This window comes from Variovorax sp. V116 (assembly GCF_041154435.1).
GTDB classification, from domain to species: Bacteria; Pseudomonadota; Gammaproteobacteria; order Burkholderiales; family Burkholderiaceae_C; genus Variovorax; species Variovorax paradoxus.
Genome location: NZ_AP028661.1, coordinates 94,540 through 117,752 on the forward strand (window position 1 = coordinate 94,540; position 23,213 = coordinate 117,752).

Here is a 23,213-nt window from a genome sequence, read left to right on the forward strand (position 1 = left end):
AGACCCGCCTCATCCATCCCCATCACAAGAAAAGGATCTCCACGCCATGCCTCGTTCGCCACGCGCCCTCCGGCTTGCCCCCCTCGCGCCCCTTGTGCTGGCCCTGCTCTGCGCCGCGCCGGGCGCGCAGGCCCAGAACACCGCCGTCGCCCCCACGCCGGCGCAGGTCACTCCCGAGGTGGAAAAAACCTTCACGCAGCTGATGGCGGCGCCCGCGGTCCAGAAGCTGCTCGACGCGGTCAAGGCCGACCACGAGCGTTCGGTCGAAGACCTGAAGATGCTGACCGAGATCGAAGCGCCGCCGTTCAAGGAAAGCAAGCGCGCCGAGGCCTTCCTGGCGCGCATGAAGGCGCTCGGGCTCGCCGACGCAAAGATCGATGCCGAGGGCAACGTGGTCGGGCTGCGCAAGGGCACCGGCAACGGCCCCAAGCTGCTGGTCTCGGCCCACCTGGACACCGTGTTCCCCGCCGGCACCGACGTGAAGGTGAAGGAGCATGACGGCAAGCTCCACGCGCCCGGCATCGCGGACGATACGCGCGGCCTGTCGGTGCTGCTGTCGTGGCTCAAGGTGCTCAACGACAACAAGGTCCAGACCGTGGGCGACCTGCTCTTCGTTGCCAATGTGGGCGAGGAAGAGCTCGGCAACCTGCGCGGCATGAAGGCCATCTTCCGCGACCACCTCGACATCGACGGCATGGTGGGGCTGGAGCCTTCGCCCGACGGCAACGTGCTGGTGCTCGGCACGGCGAGCCACCGCTACGAAGTCACGTTCAAGGGCCCGGGCGGCCACAGCTTTGCCGCCTTCGGCCAGGTGCCCAGCGCGATCCACGGCATGGGCCGCGCCATTGCCAAGATCGCCGAAGTCCGCACGCCCAGCTTTCCCAAGACCACCTTCACCGTCGGCACCGTCGGCGGCGGCACCTCGGTGAACACCATTGCGCCCGATGCCCGCATGGCCATCGACATCCGCTCGGACGACATGGCGTCGCTGCTGGAGACCGAAAAGAAGATCCTCGCAGCCATCGACGAAGCGGTGGCCGAGGAGAACAAGCGCTGGAACGTGGCGACGCTGAGCGCCAGCAACAAGCTGATCGGCGACCGGCCGGGCGGGCGCACGCCGTCCGATTCGGTGATCGTGGAAGCGGCTGTGCGCTCGAACACCGCCTTCGGCCACAAGACGCTGCTGCGCGGCGGCAGCACCGACGCCAACGTGCCGATGTCGTACGGCATCCCGGCCATCATCATCGGCGGGGGCGGAAAGTCGACCGGCTTCCATGCCCTGAGCGAAGCGATCGACGTGACAGATGCCTGGAAAGGCGCGCAGAATTCGCTGGTGACAGTGCTGGGTCTGGTCGGCGTGCAAGGGGTAAGCCCCGCATTGCTGCCAAAACGCGCACCGCGTCCCAGGTAATTTGTCACGCTGCGGGCTTAAAAGTAAACAAGCTTGTTCGCCCGCGGCCCCTCGCGCTGGGAAAATGCCAGCGGTTCTGTCACACACCAAGGAAACGTCCATGGGAATGCTCGATTCGGTACTCGGCCAGGTTCTCGGGGGCGCCGCCCAGCAGCAGCCGCCGCAAGGCGGCGGCATCGGCGGGCTGGGAGACCTGGGGGGCCTTGCCGGCGCGCTGGGCGGCCTGCTGGCCAACAACGGCGGCGCGGGCGGCCTGGGAGGGCTGGTCTCGAAATTCGAGCAGGCCGGCATGGGCGACGTGATCGGCTCCTGGATCGGCAAGGGCGAAAACCAGCCCGTGTCCGGCGGCCAACTGGAGAACGCGCTGGGCAGCGACACCATCGCCAGCATCGCCTCCAAGCTCGGCATCAATGCGCAAACGCTGCTGCCCATGCTGGCCACCATGCTGCCGGCCCTGATCGACCAGCTCACGCCGCACGGCAAGGTGCCGGAGCAGGGCCTGGACAACCCGAACGACCTGCTGGCTTCGCTCGGCGGCCTGCTGCAGAACAGGCAGCCTTGAGCGAACTGTTTGCTCATCGGAAATTCCGGCGCCCGCGAGGGCGCTTTTTTTTGGTCCGCCGCAGTTCGGCTGGCGCATCCGGGACGATTCGCGTAGAACCGCAGCCTTCCATGCCGCAACGCGCCTTCGCCGCCATTCCTCCATGAACCGCAACCTCTGGCTGCTCGCCATCTGCCAGGGCCTGTTCCTGACCAACAACGTCACCTTCATCGCCATCAACGGGCTGGTGGGCCTGAGCATCGCGCCGCGCGGCTGGATGGCCACGCTGCCGGTCATGGGCTACGTGGTGGGCGGTGCGCTCACCACCGGGCTGGTGGCGCGCACGCAGCAGCGCTTCGGGCGGCGCGGATCGTTCCAGATCGGGCTGGCGGTGGGGCTGGGCTCGGCCTTGCTGTGCGCATTCGCGGCCATCTCGAAGAACTTCTGGCTCCTGTGCCTGGCCACGGTGGTGGCGGGCTACTACAACGCCAACGCGAACCTCTATCGCTTCGCGGCCGCCGAACTTGCGGCCCCGGCCTGGCGCGAGAAGGCGGTGTCGCTGGTGATGGCCGGCGGCTTGATCGGCGCGGTGGCGGGACCCAACCTGGCGGCCGCCACGCGCGAGGCGTTCGCGGTGCCGTTCGCGGGCGCCTACATCGCGCTGGCGGCGGTGGCGCTGCTGTCGATGGCGGTCATGCGCTTCATCGAGTTTCCCGCCACGCTCACGCGCCAGGAGGCGCTGGGTGGACGGCCGCTGTCGCAGATCGTGCGCCAGCCGGTGTTCATCGTGGCGGCCGCGGCAGGCGCGCTGGGCTTTGGCGTGATGAACCTGCTGATGGCCGCCACGCCCATTGCCATGCAGATCTGCAGCCTGCCTTTTTCCGATGCCGCGCTGGTGCTCGAATGGCACGTGATCGGCATGTTCGCGCCGGGCTTTTTCACCGGCCACCTGATCCGCCGCTTCGGCGCGCTGCCGGTGATGGGCGTGGGGCTTGCGCTCAACTTCGGCTGCATCGCCGTGGCGCTGTCGGGCGTGGAGCTGCAGCACTTCCTCGTGGCGCTGTGCCTCTTGGGCGTGGGATGGAATTTCCTGTTCACGGGCAGCACCACGCTCTCGCTCACGGCCTACACCCCGCAAGAGCGCGACCGGGCGCAGGGCGCGCTCAATTTCTGCGTGTTCGCGACGCTCGCGCTGACTTCGTTCGCCTCGGGCGTGCTGGTCACGACGCAGGGCTGGCAGCTGCTGAACTACGGCTCGCTGGTGCCGGTGGCGCTCACGGGCGCGGCGCTGCTGTGGCTTGCGCAGACGCGCCGGCGCGAGGCCGCAGCCGCGAGCGCCTGAAAGGCTTCTTCTTCAGTCCGGCGGAAAGCGCTTGCCGAGCCAGCGCTGCAGCGCGGCGAACACGGGTTCGGCATCGAGCTCGTTGAATATCTCGTGGTACAGCGTTTCGAAGCACTGCGCCTCGACCATGCCGCCGGGCGCCGCGGCGGCCGCGAAGGCGCGGCTCGCGGCCGGCAGCACCAGGCGGTCGTCGCCCGCATACAGCAGCAGGGTCGGCACCGGCCAGTGTGCCGCGGCCTGCTGCACCACCGCCCCTTCGTGCGCCAGAAAGCGCGCGAGCCGGCCGCCGATGCGGTCGTGCGTGAGCGGGTCGTCGCGGTAGGCCTGCACCACGGCCCGGTCGTGCGAAAGAAAGTTGTCGTCCAGGCCGTTGCCGACGCGCAGCCCGGGCGCAATGCGCGGCAGCACCGCGAGCAGCGCCTTCTGGAATCCGCTCAGGCCCGGGTCGAGCCCCGGCGAAGACAGCACCAGGCCGTCGACCGGCCGCACACCGCGTGCCACCAGGCTGGCAGCGACCAGCCCGCCCAGGCTGTGGCCGAGCAGCAGCAGCGGCAAGCCGGAGTTCCCGCGGCGCGCATCGTCGATGACCAGCGCGAGGTCTTCGACCAGCCGCAGTTCGCTGGGCAGTGCGCCGCGCGCGCCGGACGATCCGCCGTGGCCATGGTGGTCGTGGGCCCACACCGCGAAGCCCCATGCATGCAGCCGCGCCGCGAGCTGGTGATAGCGCCCGGCATGCTCGCCGAGGCCATGCACCAGCACGACGACGCCGCGCGACGCGCCGGCCGCCGGAAGGCGGCGCAGCAGCAGCGTTTCGCCGTCCGGCGTGGGCAGCGAAACCCGCTGCGGCAAAGGCAGCGGCGCCGGCGCCGCCGGGCTCAAGCGGCCGCCGGCTCCGCGGTGGCGGCGCGGTGCGCCGCCGGCAGGGCCGCGATCACCTCGGCCACCGCGGCCGTGAGCTTCTTGGCGTAGGGCACGTGCAGGAATTCATTCGGGCCGTGGGCATTGCTCTTCGGACCCAGCACGCCGCAGACCATCATCTGCGCCTTGGGAAAGCCGGCGCTCAGCATGTTCATCAGCGGGATCGTGCCGCCCTGGCCGATGTAGCCGCAGGATGCGCCGAAATGCGCCTGCGAGGCCTTGTTGAGCGCATCCTCGAACCACGGCGTGATGGTCGGCGCATTCCAGCCGGTGGCGCCGCCGCCGCTTTCGAAGGTCACGCGCGCCTGGTAGGGCGCGTTGTCCTCGAGCAGCGTCTTCAGCTGCTGCACCGCCTCGGCCGCATCGACCAGCGGCGGCAGGCGCAGCGACAGCTTGAAGGCGGTGTAGGGGCGCAGCACGTTGCCCGCGTCCTTCAGCGCCGGAAAGCCTTCGGCGCCGGTCACCGACAGCGTGGGCTTCCAGGTACGGTTGAGCAGCGCCTCGACCGGATCGGTGGTGGTCGGCAGCGCGAACATGGTTGAGCCGCCGCAGTCGTAGTGGGCCCACGGAAAGCGCTTGTAGACCTCGTCGCCCAGGATCGCCGCGGTGGCCCTGGCCTGCGCGAGGCGGTCGGCCGGCACTTCGCAGTGGAAGCTCGCGGGAAGCAGTCGGCCGGTGGCGCTGTCCTCGAGGCGGTCGAGCACCTGCCGCATGATCCGGAAGCTCGAGGGCACGAGGCCCGAGGCGTCGCCCGAGTGGATGCCTTCGGTCAGCACCTCGACCTTGAGCGTGCCGCTGGCCATGCCGCGCAGAGAGGTGGTGAGCCACAGCTGGTCGTAGTTGCCGGCGCCGGAGTCCAGGCAGATCACCAGCTCGACGTTGCCCAGCCGCGGGCGCAATGCATCGACGTACGGCAGCAGGTCGTAGGAGCCGCTTTCCTCGCAGGTCTCGATCAGCCCGACGATGCGCGGATGCGCCGCGCCCTGGTTCTTGAGCGCCTGAAGCGCGGCGATGCTGGCGTAGACCGCATAGCCGTCGTCGGCGCCGCCGCGGCCGTAGAGCAGGCCGTTCTCGTACTTGGGCGTCCAGGGGCCGAGGTCGTTGCGCCAGCCGGTGAATTCGGGCTGCTTGTCGAGGTGGCCGTACATCAGCACGGTCTCGCCCATATCGGTGCCTCTGGCGGCCACTTCGAAGAACAGCACCGGCGTGCGGCCTTCCAGGCGCACGATCTCGAGCTTCAGGCCCTCGACCTTCTGCGCCTCGACCCAGGCCGCCGCATTGCGCAGCACGGTTTCCAGGTAGCCGTGGGCCGACCAATCCTTGTCGAAGCCGGGCGACTTGGCAGGAATGGCGATGTAGTCGGTGAGCTGCTTGAGGATGTCGCCGTCCCATTGGGCGCTGACATCGGACAGGGCGCGCTCGGCATCGAGCAGGCCGGCAGGCATTTCGCGGTGCAAGGGGGCGTTCATCGGGTTCTCCGCGGCTAAGGAAAAAATCGCATTTTGCGCCCTTGGGCGAGCGCGCGTAGAGTGCGGCGATCTCAACCCGGAGCGCAATGTGAGCAAGGCAGCATCGACTCGGATCAAGGTGGGCATCGGCGGCTGGACCTACGAGCCCTGGCGCGACAACTTCTATCCCAAGGGGCTCGCGCAGGCGAAGGAGCTGCGCTATGCGAGCCGGCAGGTGAGCGCCATCGAGATCAACGGCACCTACTACAGCACCTTCAAGCCCGAGACCTTCCGCAAATGGCACGACGAGGTGCCGGAAGACTTCGTGTTCTCGATGAAGGCCTCGCGCTTTGCCACCAACCGCAAGGTGCTGGCCACGGCGGGCGATTCGATCAAGCGCTTCATCGACAGCGGCGTGAGCGAGCTCGGCGACAAGCTCGGCCCGATCGTGTGGCAGTTCATGCCCACGAAGCCTTTCGATGCGGAAGACTTCGAGGCCTTTCTCGAGCTGCTGCCCAGGAAGGAAGGCAGCCGCGCGCTGCGCCACGTGATGGACGTGCGGCACCCGAGCTTCATCACGCCCGGCTACCAGGCGCTCGCGAAGAAGCACAAGGTCTCGACGGTGTTCACCGACGCCGACAAGTTTCCTTCGTTCGAGGAGCCCGAAGGCGACTTCGCCTATGCGCGGCTCATGATGGCCGACGCCAAGCTCAAGACCGGCTATGCGCCGAAGGCGCTCGACGCCTGGGCCGAGCGCGCACAGCGTTGGGCCGAAGCACCCAGGAAGCGCGACGTGTTCGTCTACTTCATCAACGGCGCCAAAGAGAAAGCACCGGCCGCGGCCGGTGCCTTGCTGGAGCGCCTGGGTTGGAAGCCGCCCGAAGAGGCGGCCTGAGCCGAAAGCCTGATCAGGCTGCGGCTTGCAGCGACGGCTTGGCGCCGAAGCTGATTTCGCCCGAAAGCTGGCCGCCTTCCTCGATCACGATCTTGCCGTAGCGGATCTTGCCGGTGACCTTGCCGGTCGAGTGGATCACGAGCTTTTCGCGCACCGTGAGGTTGCCGTCGAACACGCCGCGGATCTCGGCGATGTCGATCTCGGCCGAGCCCTTGAACTCGCCCTGTTCGGCGATCTGCATCAGGCGCGAGTCCATGGTCGCTTCGACCAGGCCTTCGACCACGAGCGTGTCGCAATCGGTGATCTCGACGCCCTTAAGCTTGATGTTGGGGCCGACGGTGAGCTTGCTGCCGCCTTCCTTGGCCGGTGCGGCCGCTGCGGAGAGGCCCCCTTGCTGCGCGGTCAGCGACGAAGGATTGACGGGCGAGCCCGAGAGATTGGTGCCCGAGCCCACCAACGGCGCGGGGCGAGAGGTCAACGAGTCGGTATCACGATCACGCTTGCCGAAAAAGGGGGACTGTGTGGCCAATGGGGAGCTCCTCAACAAAACGACTATCGTAAGAACCCGCTCGCGGCCTGCGGCACTTCATTGCGCAATAAACGTAACCGAATAAATCCCGCGGCGCCCGACAATGACACTCTCCAGTGACCCCGGCCCCGCAAGATGACCCGATCGAACACCGCGCCTGCCGCCCGGAGCCTCGCGATCTCCTCGACCATCGATTCGCGCTTCGACAAGCCTGCCAGCGGCTGGCGGCGCCGGCTGTTCACGGTGATCTTCGAGGCCGACACGCGCGCGGGCCTGCTGTTCGACCTGGCCTTGATCGCGGTGATCGTGGCCAGCGTGCTGGTGGTGATCCTCGACAGCGTGCAGTCGATCCGCGAGCAGTGGCGGCCCGTGTTCAACGTGCTCGAATGGGTGTTCACCATTTTGTTCACGCTCGAGTACATCGCGCGGCTCGCCTGCGTGAACAAGCCGCTGCGCTATGCGCTGAGCTTCTACGGCGTGATCGACCTGCTCGCGCTGCTGCCGACCTTCCTGGTGGCGCTCGCGCCCGAGCTCGCCTACCTGATCGACGTGCGCATTCTTCGGCTTTTGCGCGTGTTCCGCATCTTCAAGCTCTCGCGCTATTCGGTGGAATACCGCGCGCTGGTCTCGGCCGTGGCCGCGAGCCGCCGCAAGATCACGGTGTTCGTGGGCTTCGTGATGCTGGTGGTGCTGGTGATGGGCACGCTGATGTATGTGGTGGAAGGCCCGCAGCACGGCTTCACCAGCATTCCGGTGGCGATCTACTGGGCCATCTCGACCATGGCCACCGTGGGTTTCGGCGACCTCGTGCCCAAGACGGACCTCGGCCGCGCGGTTGCCTCGGTGATGATGCTGCTGGGCTGGGGCGTGCTCGCCGTGCCGACCGGCATCGTGACGGCCGAGATGGCGCGGCGCGGTCCCGACGACGATACGCCAGTGCCCGTGGCGCTCGCGCCGCGCGGCGTGCTGGCGATGGCGCCGCCCTCGGCCGTGGCCGCACCGGCGCGCCGGCTCACGCCTGCGGCCAGACGGCGCGACCTTGCGCAGCATCGTCGAGGCGGGCGATGAAGGCATCCGCGTCGGGCTCGGGCAGCGTGAAGGTGAAGTCCACCGCATCGCCATGCCGCACATCGACCAGCGACGCGCCGGGCGCCGCGGCAATTTCGCGCCGTACCAGTCCTTCGAGCGCATAGGGCACGGCGCATTGCAGCAGCCGCTGGCGCACCAGCGGCACCAGCGTGGCCCCGAGGCAGGCCTGCGCCACCGCGTCGGTGTAGGCCCGCACGAGTCCGCCCGCGCCCAGCTTGATGCCGCCGAAGTACCGCACCACCGTGGCAAGCACGCCTTCGAGCTGCTGGTGCCGCAGCACTTCGAGCATGGGGCGCCCGGCCGTGCCGCCCGGCTCGCCGTCGTCGTTGGCGGCCGACTGGCCGCCCGCCATGAGCGCCCAGCAGACATGCGCGGCGGCGGGATGCTCGCTGCGCAGGGATGCCACCACGGCCAGGGCCGCGGCCCGGTCGGCCACCGGCTGCACGCAGCCGATGAAGCGGCTCTTCTTGATCAGCAGTTCGCTGTGCGCCGGTTGCGAGAGCGTGAAGCTCATGGAGCAGCCGTTGTTTTCGGTCGGGGCGCGGAATCGCTCAGCGCTCCCGCTCGAACTTGAACACGGCCGTACCGGCGCGCGCATTGGGCAGCCAGCGCACGCTGCGGCCTTCCTGCACGCCGAAGGCATCGAGCACGCGCAGGCTGTTCTTCTGCGCCAGCACCTCGAAATCCTTGAAGGTGCCGACCCGGATGTTGGGCGTGTCGTACCACTGGTAGGGCAGGCGGCGCGTCACCGGCATGCGGCCGCGCGCAATGCTGATGCGGTTGGGCCAGTGCGCGAAATTGGGAAAGGCCACGATGCCGATGCGGCCCACGCGCGCGGTTTCGCGCAGCATGATCTCTGCGTTTCGCAGATGCTGCAGCGTGTCGATCTGCAGCACCACGTCGAACGAGGCGTCGTCGAACATCGCCAGGCCTTCGTCGAGGTTCAGTTGGATCACGTCGACGCCGCGGCGGATGCACTGCAGCACGTTGCCGTCGGCAATTTCCACGCCGTAGCCGGTGCAGCCGCGCTCGCGCTGCAGCAGGTCGAGCAGGGCGCCGTCGCCGCAGCCGAGGTCGAGCACGCGCGCGCCCTCCGGCACGAGGTTGGCAATGAGCCGCTGGGTCTCGATGTCGCTCACGACGCGCTCCCTTCGGCCTGGATCTCGTGCGCCACGCGCTCGAAGTAGGAGCGCACCACGCCCATGTAGCGCACGTCGTCGAGCAGGAAGGCGTCGTGCCCGTGCGGCGCGTCGATCTCGGCGTAGCTCACGTTGCGGCGGTTGTCCAGCAGCGCCTTCACCAGTTCGCGGCTGCGCGCGGGCGAGAAGCGCCAGTCGGTCTTGAAGCTCACGAGCAGGAACTTGGCCGTGGCGCCCGCGAATGCCGCGCTGAGGTTGCCGCCATGCGAACGCGCGGGGTCGAAGTAGTCGAGCGCGCGCGTGATCAGCAGGTAGGTGTTGGCGTCGAAGTATTCGCTGAACTTGTCGCCCTGGTAGCGCAGGTAGCTCTCGATCTGGAACTCGACGTCCTGCGTGGAATAGCGGTAGTCGAGCCCCGCAGCCTCGCCCTCGACCGCGCTGCGCAGGATGCGGCCGAACTTCGCGTTCATGACGTCGTCGCTCAGGTAGGTGATGTGGCCGATCATCCGCGCGATGCGCAGGCCCCGCTTGGGGATCACGCCGTGCTCGTAGAAGTGGCCGCCGTGGAAGTCGGGGTCGGTGACGATGGCGCGGCGCGCCACTTCGTTGAAGGCGATGTTCTCGGCCGTGAGGTTGGGCGCGCTGGCCACCACCACGGCATGCCGCACGCGATCGGGGTACTGCAGCGTCCACGACAGCGCCTGCATGCCGCCCAGGCTGCCGCCCATCACCGCCGCGAGCGTGCGGATGCCGAGCGCGTCGAGCAGCGCCGCCTGCGCATCGACCCAGTCTTCGACCGTGACCACCGGGAAGTCCGCGCCATAGACGCGGCCGGTGGCGGGATCGACGTGCATCGGGCCGGTGGAGCCGAAGCAGGAACCCAGGTTGTTCACGCCGATCACGAAGAAACGGTCGGTGTCGACCGGCTTGCCCGGGCCCACCATGTTGTCCCACCAGCCTTCGGACCGCGCCTGGCCTTCGTAGGTGCCGGCCACATGGTGCGAGGCATTGAGCGCATGGCACACCAGCACCGCGTTGCTGCGCTCGGCGTTCAGGGTGCCGTAGGTTTCGTAGGCGAGCGTGTAGCTGCCGAGCGACGCGCCGCTGCGCAGGGCCAGCGGGCCTTCGAACTGCATCGACTGCGCAGTGACGACCAAGGGAGGTGACGACATCAATGAAAAAACCCGGCCTCGCCAAAAACGAGCCGGGTTGCTTGTTCGCCAACTGGACTGTCTTTAGCTGAATTTATTAAGCGCCCGCAAGCTGAAGCAAATCGGCGCAGCCGGCAGTATATCGCCCCGCCGCGCTACCAGCCGACGATCATCACGATGCCGAGCACGAGGAAGATCGCGGCCGAGACGCCGTGCACCAGCTTGATGGGCACGCGCCGTACGATCTTCTCGCCGAGCCACACCACCGGTGCGTTGGCCAGCATCATGCCGAGCGTCGTGCCGGCGACCACCCAGACGTAGTCCTGCGTGAAGCGGGCGGCCAGCATGACGGTCGCGATCTGGGTCTTGTCGCCCATTTCGGCCAGGAAGAACGCGACCAGCGTGGTGCCGAAGACCCCGTAGTGGCTGGCTGCGGGCGCGTCGTCTTCGTCGAGCTTGTCGGGAATCAGCATCCACGCCGCCATGGCGATGAACGAGCCGCCCAGGATCCAGCGCAGCACGTCGGGCCCGAGCCAGTGGGTGATCCAGTTGCCGACCGCGCCGGCCAGCGCGTGGTTGACGATGGTGGCCGCGAAGATCCCGAGCACGATCGGCCAGGGTTTCCGGAAACGCGCCGCGAGCAGGAGGGCCAGCAGTTGGGTCTTGTCGCCCATTTCGGCGAGCGCAACCACGCCGGTTGCAACGAGAAAAGCTTCCATGAAAGAGAGGGTTCCTTGGGCCGAAGGACGCAATTGACCGTGCAACACCTTCGGCCATATTCCCGAAGTTGCACGGTCAAAGGTCTCGCCAGGTGTGTTCACTGCACGCGCCATGTCCTGTGGGGCAGGACAAGTCTGTTGACGCGGGCCCTTCTCGCGATGGAAGGCGGCTACTCCCCAATGACGGGTCGGATTCTACCTGCTGCGCGGCAGCCACCGGCCGGGTTTGTAAGCGTGCGCTAGCTTTCTGTAAATTTTTCGAGGCCCTACAGGATGCAGCAAATTACTGCTTGCATTTCACGTATTTCACCCATAATGCACGAGCCTCCCTCTTCATTTTGCCGGGGAGGAAGTTCGGTGATCGGTCAGTTTCGCGCGACTCGACGGCTCTCGTTTGAGTGATGCTTTCGGGACTCCATCGCTTTTCTTGCTATGTGTTTATAGGAGTCCCTTGATGGGCAACAAACTGTATGTCGGCAACCTGCCTTACTCGGTGCGCGACAGTGATCTCGAACAGGCTTTTGGACAATTCGGCGCGGTGACCAGCGCCAAGGTCATGATGGAACGCGACACGGGCCGCTCGAAGGGCTTCGGCTTCGTCGAGATGGGCAGTGACGCGGAAGCGCAAGCGGCCATCAATGGCATGAACGGCCAGCCGCTCGGCGGCCGCAGCGTCGTCGTCAACGAAGCACGTCCCATGGAAGCACGTCCGCCCCGCAGCGGTGGCGGCGGCTACGGCGGCGGCGGCGGTGGTGGTTATGGCGGCGGTGGTGGCGGTGGCTACGGCGGCGGCGGTGGTGGCGGCTACGGTGGTGGCGGCGGCGGCCGCTCCGGCGGTGGTGGCGGCTATGGCGGCGGTGGCGGCGGCCGCTCCGGCGGTGGTGGTGGCGGCGATGGCGGCTTCCGCAGCCCCTACGGTGCCGGCCCCCGTGGCGGTGGCGGCGGTGGCCGCTCCGGCGGTGGTGGTGGCTACGGCGGCGGCGGCAACAGCGGCTACTGAACGCTGCATCCCGTCACGCACAAGTAAAAAAGGCTCCTCAGGGAGCCTTTTTCATTGGAGCCGCCGCTCCGGCGAAGCCATCAGTTTTCGCCGCTGCGCTTCTTGCGGGCGCGGCCCTGCACGGCGCGGTCGAGCAGCGCATTCGGCAGCATGCGCATCAGCTTGGCGACGACCCCCATCTGCCAGGGAATCACGCGGTAGCTGGTGCCCGCCTCGATGGCGCGCAGCGCCTGGTCGGCAAAGTCCCGGGCCTTCATGAGAAAGGGCATGCCGTAGCGGTTGCCCTGGGTCAGCGGCGTGTCGATGTAGCCGGGGCAGAGCGTGACAACCTTGACGCCGCTGTTGTGCAGCTCGCCGCGCAGGCTCTCGCAATACGCGACCACGCCCGCCTTGCTGGCGCAGTAGGCGCCGTGCCCCGGCAGCCCGCGAATGGCCGCGACGCTCGCGATGCCGACCAGCCGGCCGCTGCCGCGCTGCCGCATCGCGGCCACGAAAGGATGGAAGGTGGCCATCAGGCCGACGTTGTTGGTGGCGAAGGTCCGGGCCATCACCTCGATGTCCTCGCGCTCCGCGGTGTCGATACCCACGCTGATGCCGGCGTTGGCAATCACCACGTCGGGCAGGCCCTGGCGCGCGATGCAGGCGGCGCCGGCGGCCACGATGCTGTCGGTTTGCGCGACGTCCGCGCCATAGACCTGGTAGCGGGCGGGGTCCAGCTGGCGCTCGCCGGCCCAGGATTCGATCTCCGCGGTGCGCCGCGCCACCAGCGCCAGGCGGTAGCCCGCCTCGTAGAAGCTGGCGGCCAGGGCCTGGCCGATGCCGCTCGATGCGCCGGTGATGAAGACAAGCGGAGACGGGCTCATGCGCGGGTTCAGCGCGGCTTGCCGGCCGCCGAGGGAATCAGCACGCCGCGCACCCGGCCGGTCAGGTTGGCGACGCCGCTCAGGTTGTCGTAGTCGAGGTGGTCGGCGGTGAACTGGTCGCTGCCGCGGATGAGCGTGACCGGCTTGTTCGAGGTCACGCGTTCGGTATCGAGGAAGGCGTGCAGGAAATCGCCGCGGAACTCCAGGCGCGGCGTGGACTTGCCGCTGGGCCCCACCACCGGGTCGCGGATGACGATGGCGTTGCCGAAGAGCTGGATCTCGCTGCCGTCGGAATTCGAGATGCCGCGATTGGCCGTCGCGTGGGTGGTGTAGCCCTGCGGCGAAACGGAGCGCATGCGCACGTCGTCGACCTCGACGGTGTCGGTGTCGGGGTAGTGCCGGCCTTCCTTGCCATGGAGTTCGCTGCGCAGGTCGCCGTTGGGCAGGAAGTTCTTGATCACGAAGCCGCGCATGAAATAGTCGGGCTCGTGCGTGGGCGCGGCCTTGGCGGTGGGTGCGAGCAGCTTGGGCGCGTTGCGCACCAGCCAGTAGGTGCCGAGCGCAACCGCCGCCGTGAGAATGATGGGCAGGTAGATGGTGGCGCGGTCGAGCACGTCGCGCAGCAGGTTCCAGGCACGCTTCATTGCCTCGGACCCCGGGCGGCGTCGAGCAGGCGGCGGTACTGGCCGCAGGCCGTCAGCAGCAGATCGCAGAACTCGCGCGCCGCGCCTTCTCCACCGCGTGCGCGCGTGACGTAGTTGACCGCCTGGCGCACTTCGGCATGCGCATTGGCGGGCGCGGCCGCAAAGCCGGCGCGCGCCAGCACGGGGAGGTCGGGCCAGTCGTCGCCGATGGCCGCGGCCTGCAGCCAGCTGAAACCGAGCTCCTCGAGCATGGCCTGGGCCGCGGGCAGCTTGTCTTCGGTGCCGTAGCGCACGTGCTGGATGCCCAGCGCTTCGAGCCGCACGCGCAGCGGCTTGGAGTCGCGCCCGGTGATCACCGCCGGCGTGATGCCCGCCAGGCGCAGCAGCTTGAGGCCGTAGCCGTCCAGGATGCTGAAGCGCTTGAGGGTTTCGCCATGCTCGGTGAAATACACGCCGCCGTCGGTCAGCACGCCGTCGATGTCGAAGAACGCGATGCGCACGTCCTGCGCGGCGAGCAAGGTCTCGGCCTGGAAGTCGATCGGCATCAGATGACCTTCGCGCGCATCAGGTCGTTGATGCTGAGCGCGCCGATCAGGAGCCCCTCGGGGTCGACGATGAGCACGCTGGTGATGCGGTGTTCTTCCATCAGCTCGGCCGCCTCGACCGCCAGCGCCTCGGCGCGCAGCGTGCGCGGGCCGGGGTGCATCACGTCGGCGGCGGTGAGGCCGCGCAGGTCGCCGCCGGTCTCGACCTGGCGGCGCAGGTCGCCGTCGGTGAAGATGCCGATGGCGCGGCCTTGCGCGTCGACCACGGCGGTGGCGCCCAGGCCCTTGGAGCTCATCTCGCGCATCAGCTCGCTGAGCGTTGCAGTGGGCGCCACGCGCGGCACCTCGTCGCCCGAGCGCATCACGTCGCTCACATGCGTGAGCAGCTTGCGGCCGAGCGCACCGCCGGGGTGCGAGCGCGCGAAGTCCTCGGAGCCGAAGCCGCGCGCGTCGAGCAGCGCCACTGCCAGCGCGTCGCCCATCGCCATCTGGGCGGTGGTGCTTGCGGTGGGGGCGAGGTTGAGCGGGCAGGCCTCCTTGGCCACGCCGGCGTCGATCACGATGTCGGCGTGGCGCGCGAGGGTGGAATCGGTGCGGCCGGTCATCGCGATGAGAGGCACGCCCTGGCGCTTGACCACCGGCAGGATCACGGTGAGCTCGTCGACCTCGCCGCTGTTGGAGATGGCCAGCACCAGGTCGACCGGCTTGATCATGCCGAGATCGCCGTGGCTCGCTTCGGCCGGGTGGACGAACATGGCCGGCGTGCCGGTGGAGGCCAGGGTCGCCGCGATCTTGCGGCCGACGTGGCCGCTCTTGCCCATGCCCATGACGACCACGCGGCCGCGCACGTCCAGGATCTTGCGCACGGCCTCGACGAAGCTCGGACCCACGCGCGACTTCAGGCCGATCACGGCATCGGACTCGATGTCGAAGGTGGCGCGCGCCCGCGCCAGGATTGCGTCGGCGTCGACCACGGGGGGCAGGGGAGCTGAACTCATCGGCGGATTTTACGGGCCGGCCGGCGCGCGCCGCCGCTCGATGCAAGCCGCACGTTCGGGGCATGGACATTGCTCTAGCATCCGGCAATGTCCTCGTTCGATCTCACGCTGATGTATTTGCTGGCCGCAGTGCTCGGCGTGGTGGTCTGCCGCTCGCTGAAACTGCCGCCGATGCTGGGCTATCTGTCGGCCGGCGTGCTGATCGGGCCGCATGCGCTGGCATTGGCGCAGAACTCCGAAGCCATCCGCCACCTCGGCGAATTCGGCGTGGTGTTCCTGATGTTCGTGATCGGGCTCGAATTCAGCCTGCCCAAGCTGCGCGCCATGCGCAAGCACGTGTTCGGCCTGGGCCTGCTGCAGGTGCTGCTGACCATGGCCATTGCCACCGCCGGGGCGCTCGCCATCGCCTCGCAGCTCCCGCCGGCCTGGCGGCTCGGGTGGCAGACCGCGCTGGCGCTGTCGGGCGCCCTCACGATGAGCAGCACCGCGATCGTGGTCAAGCTGATGGCCGAGCGGCTCGAGCTCGAGAGCGAACACGGCAAGCGCGTGATGGGCGTGCTGCTGTTCCAGGATCTGGCGGTGGTGCCGCTGCTGGTGCTGATTCCCGCGCTGGGCGCGCCGCCCGAGGCGCTGGCCAAGGCGATCGGCCTGGCGCTCGTGAAGGCCACGCTGCTGATCGGCGTGCTGCTCTATGGCGGCCCGCGCATCATGCGCTGGTGGCTCACGCTCGTTGCGCGGCGGCGCAGCGAGGAGCTCTTCATCCTGAACGTGCTGCTGGTCACGCTCGGCCTGGCCTGGCTCACCGAACTGGCCGGCCTGAGCCTGGCGCTGGGCGCCTTCATCGCCGGCATGCTGGTGTCGGAGACCGAATACAAGCACCAGGTCGAAACCGACATCCGTCCGTTCCACGACGTGCTGCTGGGCCTGTTCTTCATCACGGTGGGCATGTCGCTCGACTGGCACATCGTGGTGCAGCGCTGGGCGCTGGTGGCCGTGCTGCTGCTGCTGCCGCTGGCGTTCAAGCTGGCGCTGGTGACGCTGCTGGCGCGGGTGCTGGGCGCCACCGCGGGCGTGTCGCTGCGCACCGGCCTCTACCTGGCGCAGGCCGGCGAATTCGGCTTCGTGCTGCTGGCGCTGGCGCAGGAGCGCAGCCTGCTGCCGCCGTGGCTGGCCAACCCGGTGCTGGCGTCGATGGTGCTGTCGATGCTCGCCACGCCCTTCATCGTGATGTACACCAACGCCATCGTGCGCAAGCTGGTGGCGAGCGACTGGCTCCAGCAATCGCTGCAGATGACCACGATCGCGCGCAAGACCATCAATACCGCCAAGCACGTGATCATCTGCGGCTACGGGCGCTGCGGCCAGAACCTGGCGCGCATCCTGGAGCGCGAAGGCATTCCCTACATGGCGCTGGACCTCGACCCCGACCGTGTGCGCCAGGCCGCCGCGGCGGGCGATTCGGTGGTGTTCGGCGACGCGGCGCGGCTGCAGGCGCTGATGGCGGCCGGCCTGGCGCGCGCCAGCGCCGTGGTCGTGACCTATCTCGACGTGCCGGGTGCCATGAAGGTGTTGGCCAACATCCGCTCCCACGCGCCGCAGGTGCCGGTGATCGTGCGCACGCAGGACGACCTCGACCTCGAGAAACTGCAGGCCGCCGGCGCGACCGAGGTGGTGCCCGAGGCCATCGAGGGCTCGCTGATGCTCGCGAGCCATGCGCTGGCGCTGGTCGGCGTGCCGATGCGGCGCGTGATCCGCGTGGTGCAGGACCAGCGCGATGCGCGCTACAACCTGCTGCGCGGCTACTTCCACGGCGCGGACGACGACAACGCGGACGAGCTCGACCACGAGCGGCTCAACACCTTCACGCTCACGCCCGGCGCCCGCGCCGTCGGCCAGACCCTGGCGCGGCTGGCACTCGACAGCCTGGGCGTGCGCGTCGCCAGCCTGCGCCGCCACGACGGCCAGAACCAGGTGTTCACCGACGACACGGTGCTGACCGATGGCGACACGCTCGTGCTGTGCGGCAAGCCTGCCGCCCTGGCCGTGGCCATCGAGCGGCTGCAAAAGGGCTGAGCCTCTGCGCCGCAGCGTGCGCTCAGTTCACCAGGGTGGGGTTGCGCTTTTCTTCCTCGATGCGCTGCTGCCGGCGCACGGCTTCGCACTGCGCATGCGGCTTGTATTCGGGCTTGAGGCACTGCGCGGCCATGCACTGGGCCTTCGCGATGAAGTTCCGGTCGCCGCAGAGGGCCTGGGGATCGGTGGGCGCTGCCGCCGCCGGGGGCGAGGGCGGCACGGCGGCGGGAGCCGGTGCGGGATCGGCCATCGCGCCGGCCTGCAAGGGTGCCGCCGGCGCTGGCTTGCGGGACTTGGCGGTGGCGGCTGGCGGCTTGTTATTGGCTGCCGCCGGCGTGTCGCTTGCCGCAACTGGTGCGGCCGTCTCCGCGGCCGGCGCTTCGGCGGCTGGAGGTTCCGGCAGCGCCGCAGCGGCCGGCTCGGGCAGCGGGACAGTTGGCGCGGGCGGCGCGGCAGGCGCTGCTGCAGCAGCAACCGGCGTCTCTTCGGACGGCTTGCCGGTCCCGTAGCCGTACCAGCCGGCGGCGATCATGAGCAGGCCCACCGCCAGCAGCGCCCCCCACAGCCACATGCCGCGGGAGCGAGGCGGCTTCTTCTGCGCTTCGGCGCCGACGGGCCGCCGCGTCCTGCTCCCGGAAGAAGATGAAGAAGAGGATTTCTTCCTTGCGCGGCCCTCCCGCGGCCGCGAAGGCAGCCGCCCGGAAGACCCCGGCGCAACGATGACGGTCTTGTCCTCGTCCGGCAGGCTCGCGCTCGCGGAAGAGGCAGCGGAAGCCGCGTAGGCACCGGCTTCGAACAGCCCGCCCGGAATGGTGGGCGCACGCAGTTGCGCGGGTGCCGTGGCGGCCCACTCGCGCTCCGATCTGCTGCCGGGCGGCGGAGGCGGCGCCATTGGTGCGGGTGCCGCAGGGGCCAGCTTGCCGCCGCAGCCGCGGCAGAAATTGGCGCCGGCGCGGTTCTCCGCGCTGCACACCGGACAGATCAAGGCCATGACGACGGACTTCTAGGGAAAAACGATTTCAGAAAAAACTGGCGGCGAAGAGCCGTCGAGGCCGAATTCGAGGCGCGAAGCGGCAGGCCGGTGCTCAGGTCACCGCAACGCGCTTGGAGCGGTGTGCCATGCGCTTGGCGATCACCGCGCCGAGCCCCATCGCAATCTCCAGGGCCAGGTTGGGCTGCCGGTTCGACATTTCCGCGAAACGGATTGCCGTGAGGCGCCACACGCGGCCCGCGCCGGTGACCACCACGTTGGCGGAGTGCGGCTGGCGCGAGAAGAAGGAGCCTTCGCCCACCACCGATCCGGGCATGAGCACGGCCAGCTTCATCTGTTCCTTGCTGCTCACGCGGTGCACGCTGATGGCGCCGCTCTCCAGGAAGTACACCGACCGGTCGTGCGTGCCCTGCTCGATGAGAACGTCCCCCACGCCGGTGTCGATGGGCTGCAGGTAGCCCGCCAGCGTTTCCCACTGCTGTACGTTGAGCGTCAACGCGAAGGCGTCGCTGCTGCTGTTGTTGTCCGCGATTGCGCGGCTCAGGTTCTGGATGGACATGCTTTTCTCAAACCCCCGCATCTGTGCCGGAGTATCCGCGAAGGGCGCGGTTCTCGGCTACAACTCTTTACGTTTTTCGGACGAGCTGTCGCTATTTGCCGATACAGAAGCGAGAAAAGATGACGCCCAGCAGGTCGTCGGCGCCGAATTCGCCGGTGATTTCGTTCAGTGCGTTCTGCGCAAGGCGAAGCTCCTCGGCCAGCAGGTCGAGCAGTTGCGCCTGCGCCGCCAGATGGCTCGCGGCCAGCGCCAGGTGCGTTTCCACCTGGCCCAGCGCCTGCACATGGCGCGCCCGCGCCAGGTAGACGCCCTCGGGCACGGCCTGCCAGCCGGCCATGGCCAGCAGCTGTTCGCGCAGCGCCTCGATGCCGAGGCCGGTCTTGGCGGACAGGGCGATGCCTTGGGCCGCACCCGCCGTCTCCGGCATTGGCGCGGCGTCCTGCTTGTTCCAGACATCGAGCACCGGCACGCTCGCGGGCAGCTTGTGTTGCAGCACGCGCAGGATCTCGGCGTCGGCGGCGGCGTACTCGGGCTGGCCGGTGCGTGTCAGGTCGTGCAGGAACAGCACGGCATCGGCGCCCTCGATCTGGCCCCAGGCGCGGGCCACGCCGATCTGTTCGACCTCGTCGCTGCTTTCGCGCAGGCCGGCCGTGTCCACCACGTGCAGCGGCACGCCGTGGATCTGGATGGTCTCGGACACCACGTCGCGCGTCGTGCCCGCCACCGCGCTCACGATGGCCAGCTCGGCGCCGGCCAGCGCATTGAGCAGCGAACTCTTGCCCGCATTGGGCTGGCCCGCAATGACCACCTTGATGCCTTCGCGCAGCAGCGCACCTTGTTTGGCGCGCTGCTGAACTGCCGCCAGCTGCGCCTGCAGCTTCGCCAGCTGCCCCGTCGCATCGGCCTTCTGGAGAAAGTCGATTTCCTCTTCCGGAAAGTCGAGCGTCGCCTCCACCAGCATGCGCAGGTGGATCAGCGCATCGCGCAGCGCGTGGATCTCGCGCGAAAAGGCACCCGACAGCGAACGCCCGGCGCTGCGCGCGGCCGCCTCGGTGCTGGCGTCGATCAGGTCGGCAATGGCTTCGGCCTGGGCGAGGTCGATCTTGCCGTTGAGAAAGGCGCGCTGGCTGAACTCGCCCGGCTCGGCCACGCGCAGGCCAGGCAGGCGCGGCCGGCCGGTGACCGGATCGGCCTCGGCGGCGGCTTCGAGGCAGCGCGCCAGCAGCAGCTGCAGCACGACCGTTCCGCCATGGGCCTGCAGTTCGAGCACGTCTTCGCCCGTGAACGAATGGGGCGAGGGAAAGTGGATGGCCAGGCCGTGGTCGACCGGCTCGCCGGCCGCATCGCGAAAGGGAAGGTAGGTGGCTTCGCGCGGCTTGAGCGGCCGGCCGCAGAGCGCGTCGACCAGCGGCGCGAGCCGGGCGCCAGACACCCGCACGATGCCGACCGCCCCGCGCCCCGAGGCGGTGGCGATGGCGACGATGGGATCGGTGGTGCGGGCGAGCATGGTGCGGATTCTTTCAGCAAAAAGGGCCGCTGACGCGGCCCTTCGGGGATGGTTCGGAGCGCGGGCGGGCTACTTGGTGCCCAGCACGCCCAGCCGCTTGTTGATGAACCACTGCTGCGCGATCGACAGCACGTTGTTGGTGATCCAGTACAGCACCAGGCCGGCCGGGAAGAAGATGAACATCACGCTGAACGCGAGCGGCATGATCCACATCAGCTTGGCCTGCATCGGATCGGGCGGCGTCGGGTTGAGCCAGGTCTGGAACAGCGAGGTGAGCGTCATCACGACCGGCAGGATGTACCAGGGGTCCGGTGCCGACAGGTCGGTGATCCAGCCAATCCACGGCGCGTGGCGCATTTCGACCGACGACAGCAGCACCCAGTAGAGCGCGATGAACACCGGGATCTGGATCACGATCGGGAAGCAGCCGCCCATCGGATTGACCTTCTCGGTCTTGTAGATCCGCATCATTTCCTGCTGCATTTCCTGCGGCTTGTCCTTCAGCCGCTCGCGCATTTCCATGATCTTGGGGTTGATGGCCTTCATCTTGGCCATGCTTGCGTAGGCCTTGGCATTGAGCCAGTAGAAGGCCGCCTTCAGCAGCACCACCAGCGCCACGATGGCCCAGCCCCAGTTGCCCAGGATGCCGTGCAGCTGCGTGAGCAGCCAGTACAGCGGCTTGGAGATGATCGCGAAGATGCCGTAGTCCTTGACCAGGTCCAGGCCAGGGGCGATGGCTTCGAGCTTCTTTTCTTCCTCGGGGCCGGCGAACAGCGCGCTGTTCACGACCTGCGTGGCGCCCGGAGCGATCTTCGGCAGCGTCGCCACCATGGCGACGGTGTAGAGGTTGTCGCCCAGGTCCTTCACGCGGAACTCGCGGCGCAGCTGTTCGCTGGCCGGGTCGCCCTTGAGCAGCCAGGCCGACGCGAAGTAATGCTGCACCATCGCGATCCAGCCGTCGTTGGCGGGCGGCGGCGGCTCGATCTTGCCCTTGGCAATGTCCTTGAAGTCGAGCTTGTGGAACTTCTTCTCGTTGGTGTAGGCGGCCGGGCCGGTGAAGGTGTTGGTGCCGAACATGGTGCCGGCGGCCACGGTGCCGTGGCGCAGCAGCTGCATGTAGAGCTGCGCATCGCGCGGCTGGTCGCTCACGTTGACGACTTCATGGCGCACGCCGATGGCGTAGTCGCCGCGCTTGAAGACGTAGGTCTTGACGTATTTCAGGCCGCCGACCGGCGCGCTTTCGAAGCTCACTTCCAGCGTGTTCTGGCCTTCGGGCATTTCGCGCGGACCGGCCTTGGGCGCCATCGGCGTCAGGTGGTTGGGGAAGCGCTCGCCCGAATCGACCGGGTTCAGCAGGCCGGTCTGCGCCACGTAGCGGGTGGCCGGCGAGGCGTTCTCGAACAGCACGACGTGCTTGGTGCGGTCGGCCTCGTCGTACTTGAGCAGTTCGAGGTAGTTGACCGTGGCGCCTTCGCTGTCGATCACCGCCTTGAACAGGTCGGTGGTCACGTTGACCTGCTCGCGCGGCGCGGCCGCGGCGGCCTGCGTGGGCACGGCGCCGGCGCTGCCCGTGGCGGCGGACGCGCTGGGCACGCCGTTGCCGGCAGCGGGTGCGGCGGCGCCCGCCGGAGCGGAGGCCACGGCGGCCGGCTTGCTCGAGGGCAGGAAGGTCGGCTTGTTGCCGTTGAAGACCTGCCATTGGTCCCACAGCAGCACCAGCGAGAAACCAAAAATCACCCACAGGATCGTGCGGCGGATATCGTTCATGACGAAGACTTCTTGTCGGAGGAGAGGAGAGACGAAAACAGTGAGCCTGACTTGTCAGTACGACACTGTGATGCCGGAGGAACCGGATCGTGCCCGCCCTGGCACCAGGGCTGGCAGCGCGCGATGCGGTGCAGCGTGAGATAGCTGCCCTTGAGCGCGCCGTGCACTTCCAGCGCCTCGATCGAATACACCGAGCAGGTCGGCGTGAAGCGGCACGACTGGCCGAGCCAGGGGCTCAGCAGCAGGCGATAGCCCTTCACGAGGCCGATCAGCAGGCGTTTCATGTGGAGGAGGGAGAAGAGGGCACGGCCGGCGGCACCGGCGCACGCGCGGCGCGCGCCAGCAACTGCTGGAGTTCAGCCCGAACGGCACCCTTGAGCTTGTCCGAAGAGGCGCTCACGAATTCCTTGCGGTCGAAACCCGCGCGCAGGCGCACCACGTGCGCAGCACGCGGCAGGCCGGCGCCGGGCGCGGCGCTCACGGTGTAGATCTGTCGCTTGATGGCATTGCGCGTGACCGCGCGGCGCGCCCAGCGCTTGGGCACCATGGCGCCCAGCCAGACATCGTCGGACGCGAACAACGGCTGTGCGCTCGACGAAAGATCGAGCGCACAGCGATGCAATGCGAAATGAGCAGTGCGCGCCACGGTGGCACCTGCGAGGACGGCCTGGAATTGCGCGCGGGTCTTGAGCCGCTGCATGGAAGCCGAGCCGCGTCCGCCGTTACGGGTCGGGCCAGAAGCGCTGGCTGCAGGAGCTGGCGCTGGCGGTTCGGCTGCTGGCAACGGCAGGCGGGCTGCCGTCAGACGGCCAGGCGCTTGCGGCCCTTGGCGCGGCGTGCGTTGATGACGGCACGGCCGCCGCGGGTCTTCATGCGGACCAGAAAGCCGTGGGTACGGGCGCGGCGGACTTTGGATGCTTGGTATGTGCGTTTCATGATGGTTCCTGATTCCCTGTTTCCGCAGGCGAAAAAGCCGCGGGCGCCGGAGAGCGTGTTTCGGATTGGCCCCCGAAAGACGCAATGAGGTTTTCAGGGAAACCCGCAATTATCGCAAACATTCGGGCCCTGAACAATCTTCGACTGG

General features: G+C 68.2%; 25 protein-coding genes and 1 riboswitch. Of the genes, 7 read left to right on the forward strand and 18 right to left on the reverse strand.

All coding sequences use genetic code 11. The features are described 5' to 3' along the window. The first annotated feature begins 46 nt into the window (after positions 1–46). From ACAM58_RS00465 to ACAM58_RS00475, 3 genes are all read left to right on the forward strand, one after another. The gene (locus ACAM58_RS00465; RefSeq protein WP_018903430.1) at positions 47–1,411 is read left to right on the forward strand and encodes a M20/M25/M40 family metallo-hydrolase; all 1,365 of its coding nucleotides are present in this window, start codon (positions 47–49) and stop codon (positions 1,409–1,411) included. 100 nt (positions 1,412–1,511) lie between these two features. After that, positions 1,512–1,973: a YidB family protein gene (locus ACAM58_RS00470; protein ID WP_018903429.1), complete on the forward strand. Its 462-nt coding sequence runs from the start codon at positions 1,512–1,514 to the stop codon at positions 1,971–1,973. A 142-nt stretch (positions 1,974–2,115) separates the two neighbouring features. Beyond that, positions 2,116–3,294: an MFS transporter gene (locus tag ACAM58_RS00475; protein WP_018903428.1), complete on the forward strand. Its 1,179-nt coding sequence runs from the start codon at positions 2,116–2,118 to the stop codon at positions 3,292–3,294. Positions 3,295–3,306: 12 nt separating this feature from the next. Here ACAM58_RS00475 and ACAM58_RS00480 read toward each other — a convergent pair whose 3' ends face one another. Then, positions 3,307–4,173 carry an alpha/beta hydrolase gene (locus tag ACAM58_RS00480; protein WP_018903427.1) on the reverse strand — a complete coding sequence of 289 codons (867 nt, stop codon included), beginning with the start codon at positions 4,171–4,173 and terminating at the stop codon, positions 3,307–3,309. Further along, positions 4,170–5,681, reverse strand: a complete 1,512-nt coding sequence (locus ACAM58_RS00485; RefSeq protein WP_369663873.1) for a M20 family metallopeptidase — start codon at positions 5,679–5,681, stop codon at positions 4,170–4,172. Before ACAM58_RS00485 ends, ACAM58_RS00480 begins: the two co-directional genes overlap by 4 nt. Before the next feature lie 88 nt (positions 5,682–5,769). Here ACAM58_RS00485 and ACAM58_RS00490 point away from each other — a divergent pair, with 88 nt between their 5' ends. Next, entirely contained in the window at positions 5,770–6,555 is a 786-nt protein-coding gene (locus tag ACAM58_RS00490) for a DUF72 domain-containing protein (protein ID WP_278878493.1), read from the forward strand. Positions 6,556–6,568: 13 nt separating this feature from the next. Here the strand turns inward: ACAM58_RS00490 and ACAM58_RS00495 are convergent, their stop codons facing one another. Further along, the gene (locus ACAM58_RS00495) at positions 6,569–7,084 is read right to left on the reverse strand and encodes a polymer-forming cytoskeletal protein (RefSeq protein ID WP_015868023.1); all 516 of its coding nucleotides are present in this window, start codon (positions 7,082–7,084) and stop codon (positions 6,569–6,571) included. A gap of 135 nt (positions 7,085–7,219) precedes the next feature. Between ACAM58_RS00495 and ACAM58_RS00500 the strand changes: the two genes are divergently transcribed. Beyond that, positions 7,220–8,152, forward strand: a complete 933-nt coding sequence (locus tag ACAM58_RS00500; protein ID WP_018903424.1) for an ion transporter — start codon at positions 7,220–7,222, stop codon at positions 8,150–8,152. Here ACAM58_RS00500 and ACAM58_RS00505 read toward each other — a convergent pair. The 4 genes from ACAM58_RS00505 to ACAM58_RS00520 form a co-directional block, all read right to left on the reverse strand. Continuing rightward, positions 8,097–8,687, reverse strand: a complete 591-nt coding sequence (locus tag ACAM58_RS00505) for a YigZ family protein (protein WP_369663874.1) — start codon at positions 8,685–8,687, stop codon at positions 8,097–8,099. The two genes, ACAM58_RS00500 and ACAM58_RS00505, sit on opposite strands and share 56 nt — an antisense overlap. A 37-nt stretch (positions 8,688–8,724) precedes the next feature. Further along, positions 8,725–9,312, reverse strand: a complete 588-nt coding sequence (gene metW / locus ACAM58_RS00510) for a methionine biosynthesis protein MetW (protein WP_021013169.1) — start codon at positions 9,310–9,312, stop codon at positions 8,725–8,727. Then, on the reverse strand, positions 9,309–10,484 hold the full coding sequence (locus ACAM58_RS00515; protein ID WP_015868027.1) for a homoserine O-acetyltransferase: 1,176 nt from the start codon (positions 10,482–10,484) through the stop codon (positions 9,309–9,311). The genes metW and ACAM58_RS00515 overlap by 4 nt, the downstream gene beginning before the upstream one ends. A 134-nt stretch (positions 10,485–10,618) precedes the next feature. Continuing rightward, positions 10,619–11,182, reverse strand: a complete 564-nt coding sequence (locus ACAM58_RS00520) for a TMEM165/GDT1 family protein (protein ID WP_015868028.1) — start codon at positions 11,180–11,182, stop codon at positions 10,619–10,621. Between the two features lie 16 nt (positions 11,183–11,198). Further along, positions 11,199–11,373, reverse strand: a riboswitch (yybP-ykoY riboswitch). 263 nt (positions 11,374–11,636) lie between these two features. Here ACAM58_RS00520 and ACAM58_RS00525 point away from each other — a divergent pair. Then, on the forward strand, positions 11,637–12,182 hold the full coding sequence (locus ACAM58_RS00525; protein ID WP_369663875.1) for an RNA recognition motif domain-containing protein: 546 nt from the start codon (positions 11,637–11,639) through the stop codon (positions 12,180–12,182). Positions 12,183–12,262: 80 nt separating this feature from the next. Here the strand turns inward: ACAM58_RS00525 and ACAM58_RS00530 are convergent, their stop codons facing one another. From ACAM58_RS00530 to ACAM58_RS00545, 4 genes are read right to left on the reverse strand one after another with little or no spacing between them, the layout of a single operon-like run. Beyond that, complete coding sequence (locus tag ACAM58_RS00530) at positions 12,263–13,045, reverse strand: SDR family oxidoreductase (RefSeq protein WP_369663876.1); 783 nt, start codon at positions 13,043–13,045, stop codon at positions 12,263–12,265. Between the two features lie 8 nt (positions 13,046–13,053). Continuing rightward, positions 13,054–13,689, reverse strand: coding sequence for an LPS export ABC transporter periplasmic protein LptC (gene lptC, locus ACAM58_RS00535; protein WP_015868031.1), 636 nt, complete (start codon positions 13,687–13,689; stop codon positions 13,054–13,056). Then, entirely contained in the window at positions 13,686–14,234 is a 549-nt protein-coding gene (locus ACAM58_RS00540) for a KdsC family phosphatase (protein ID WP_369663877.1), read from the reverse strand. The genes lptC and ACAM58_RS00540 overlap by 4 nt, the downstream gene beginning before the upstream one ends. After that, a complete protein-coding gene (locus ACAM58_RS00545; protein WP_015868033.1) occupies positions 14,234–15,232 on the reverse strand; it encodes an SIS domain-containing protein in 999 nt (332 codons plus the stop codon). Before ACAM58_RS00545 ends, ACAM58_RS00540 begins: the two co-directional genes overlap by 1 nt. Positions 15,233–15,319: 87 nt before the next feature. Between ACAM58_RS00545 and ACAM58_RS00550 the strand changes: the two genes are divergently transcribed. Beyond that, positions 15,320–17,305, forward strand: coding sequence for a monovalent cation:proton antiporter family protein (locus ACAM58_RS00550; RefSeq protein ID WP_018903420.1), 1,986 nt, complete (start codon positions 15,320–15,322; stop codon positions 17,303–17,305). Positions 17,306–17,327: 22 nt separating this feature from the next. Here the strand turns inward: ACAM58_RS00550 and ACAM58_RS00555 are convergent, their stop codons facing one another. From ACAM58_RS00555 to rpmH, 7 genes are all read right to left on the reverse strand, one after another. Then, positions 17,328–18,296: a zinc ribbon domain-containing protein gene (locus ACAM58_RS00555; RefSeq protein WP_015868035.1), complete on the reverse strand. Its 969-nt coding sequence runs from the start codon at positions 18,294–18,296 to the stop codon at positions 17,328–17,330. Between the two features lie 94 nt (positions 18,297–18,390). Continuing rightward, the gene (locus tag ACAM58_RS00560; RefSeq protein WP_015868036.1) at positions 18,391–18,855 is read right to left on the reverse strand and encodes a Crp/Fnr family transcriptional regulator; all 465 of its coding nucleotides are present in this window, start codon (positions 18,853–18,855) and stop codon (positions 18,391–18,393) included. Between the two features lie 91 nt (positions 18,856–18,946). Next, positions 18,947–20,362 carry a tRNA uridine-5-carboxymethylaminomethyl(34) synthesis GTPase MnmE gene (mnmE, locus tag ACAM58_RS00565; RefSeq protein WP_015868037.1) on the reverse strand — a complete coding sequence of 472 codons (1,416 nt, stop codon included), beginning with the start codon at positions 20,360–20,362 and terminating at the stop codon, positions 18,947–18,949. A gap of 69 nt (positions 20,363–20,431) precedes the next feature. Then, entirely contained in the window at positions 20,432–22,129 is a 1,698-nt protein-coding gene (gene yidC / locus ACAM58_RS00570; protein ID WP_062363864.1) for a membrane protein insertase YidC, read from the reverse strand. Next, positions 22,126–22,413, reverse strand: a complete 288-nt coding sequence (gene yidD, locus ACAM58_RS00575; protein ID WP_015868039.1) for a membrane protein insertion efficiency factor YidD — start codon at positions 22,411–22,413, stop codon at positions 22,126–22,128. The genes yidC and yidD overlap by 4 nt, the downstream gene beginning before the upstream one ends. Beyond that, a complete protein-coding gene (locus tag ACAM58_RS00580; protein WP_369663878.1) occupies positions 22,410–22,829 on the reverse strand; it encodes a ribonuclease P protein component in 420 nt (139 codons plus the stop codon). The genes yidD and ACAM58_RS00580 overlap by 4 nt, the downstream gene beginning before the upstream one ends. Before the next feature lie 101 nt (positions 22,830–22,930). Further along, the gene (gene rpmH, locus ACAM58_RS00585; protein ID WP_007834827.1) at positions 22,931–23,065 is read right to left on the reverse strand and encodes a 50S ribosomal protein L34; all 135 of its coding nucleotides are present in this window, start codon (positions 23,063–23,065) and stop codon (positions 22,931–22,933) included. Positions 23,066–23,213 lie beyond the last annotated feature (148 nt).

Bases quoted from the DNA above. Each gene is read 5' to 3' on its own strand.
- ACAM58_RS00465 (WP_018903430.1), top strand. From the start codon at position 47: ATGCCTCGTTCGCCACGCGCCCTCCGGCTTGCCCCCCTCGCGCCCCTT.
- ACAM58_RS00470 (WP_018903429.1), top strand. From the start codon at position 1,512: ATGGGAATGCTCGATTCGGTACTCGGCCAGGTTCTCGGGGGCGCCGCC.
- ACAM58_RS00475 (WP_018903428.1), top strand. From the start codon at position 2,116: ATGAACCGCAACCTCTGGCTGCTCGCCATCTGCCAGGGCCTGTTCCTG.
- ACAM58_RS00485 (WP_369663873.1), bottom strand. From the start codon at position 5,681: ATGAACGCCCCCTTGCACCGCGAAATGCCTGCCGGCCTGCTCGATGCC.
- ACAM58_RS00500 (WP_018903424.1), top strand. From the start codon at position 7,220: ATGACCCGATCGAACACCGCGCCTGCCGCCCGGAGCCTCGCGATCTCC.
- ACAM58_RS00505 (WP_369663874.1), bottom strand. From the start codon at position 8,687: ATGAGCTTCACGCTCTCGCAACCGGCGCACAGCGAACTGCTGATCAAG.
- ACAM58_RS00515 (WP_015868027.1), bottom strand. From the start codon at position 10,484: ATGTCGTCACCTCCCTTGGTCGTCACTGCGCAGTCGATGCAGTTCGAA.
- ACAM58_RS00520 (WP_015868028.1), bottom strand. From the start codon at position 11,182: ATGGAAGCTTTTCTCGTTGCAACCGGCGTGGTTGCGCTCGCCGAAATG.
- ACAM58_RS00525 (WP_369663875.1), top strand. From the start codon at position 11,637: ATGGGCAACAAACTGTATGTCGGCAACCTGCCTTACTCGGTGCGCGAC.
- ACAM58_RS00530 (WP_369663876.1), bottom strand. From the start codon at position 13,045: ATGAGCCCGTCTCCGCTTGTCTTCATCACCGGCGCATCGAGCGGCATC.
- lptC (WP_015868031.1), bottom strand. From the start codon at position 13,689: ATGAAGCGTGCCTGGAACCTGCTGCGCGACGTGCTCGACCGCGCCACC.
- ACAM58_RS00540 (WP_369663877.1), bottom strand. From the start codon at position 14,234: ATGCCGATCGACTTCCAGGCCGAGACCTTGCTCGCCGCGCAGGACGTG.
- ACAM58_RS00545 (WP_015868033.1), bottom strand. From the start codon at position 15,232: ATGAGTTCAGCTCCCCTGCCCCCCGTGGTCGACGCCGACGCAATCCTG.
- ACAM58_RS00550 (WP_018903420.1), top strand. From the start codon at position 15,320: ATGTCCTCGTTCGATCTCACGCTGATGTATTTGCTGGCCGCAGTGCTC.
- ACAM58_RS00555 (WP_015868035.1), bottom strand. From the start codon at position 18,296: ATGGCCTTGATCTGTCCGGTGTGCAGCGCGGAGAACCGCGCCGGCGCC.
- ACAM58_RS00560 (WP_015868036.1), bottom strand. From the start codon at position 18,855: ATGTCCATCCAGAACCTGAGCCGCGCAATCGCGGACAACAACAGCAGC.
- mnmE (WP_015868037.1), bottom strand. From the start codon at position 20,362: ATGCTCGCCCGCACCACCGATCCCATCGTCGCCATCGCCACCGCCTCG.
- yidC (WP_062363864.1), bottom strand. From the start codon at position 22,129: ATGAACGATATCCGCCGCACGATCCTGTGGGTGATTTTTGGTTTCTCG.
- yidD (WP_015868039.1), bottom strand. From the start codon at position 22,413: ATGAAACGCCTGCTGATCGGCCTCGTGAAGGGCTATCGCCTGCTGCTG.
- ACAM58_RS00580 (WP_369663878.1), bottom strand. From the start codon at position 22,829: ATGCAGCGGCTCAAGACCCGCGCGCAATTCCAGGCCGTCCTCGCAGGT.
- rpmH (WP_007834827.1), bottom strand. From the start codon at position 23,065: ATGAAACGCACATACCAAGCATCCAAAGTCCGCCGCGCCCGTACCCAC.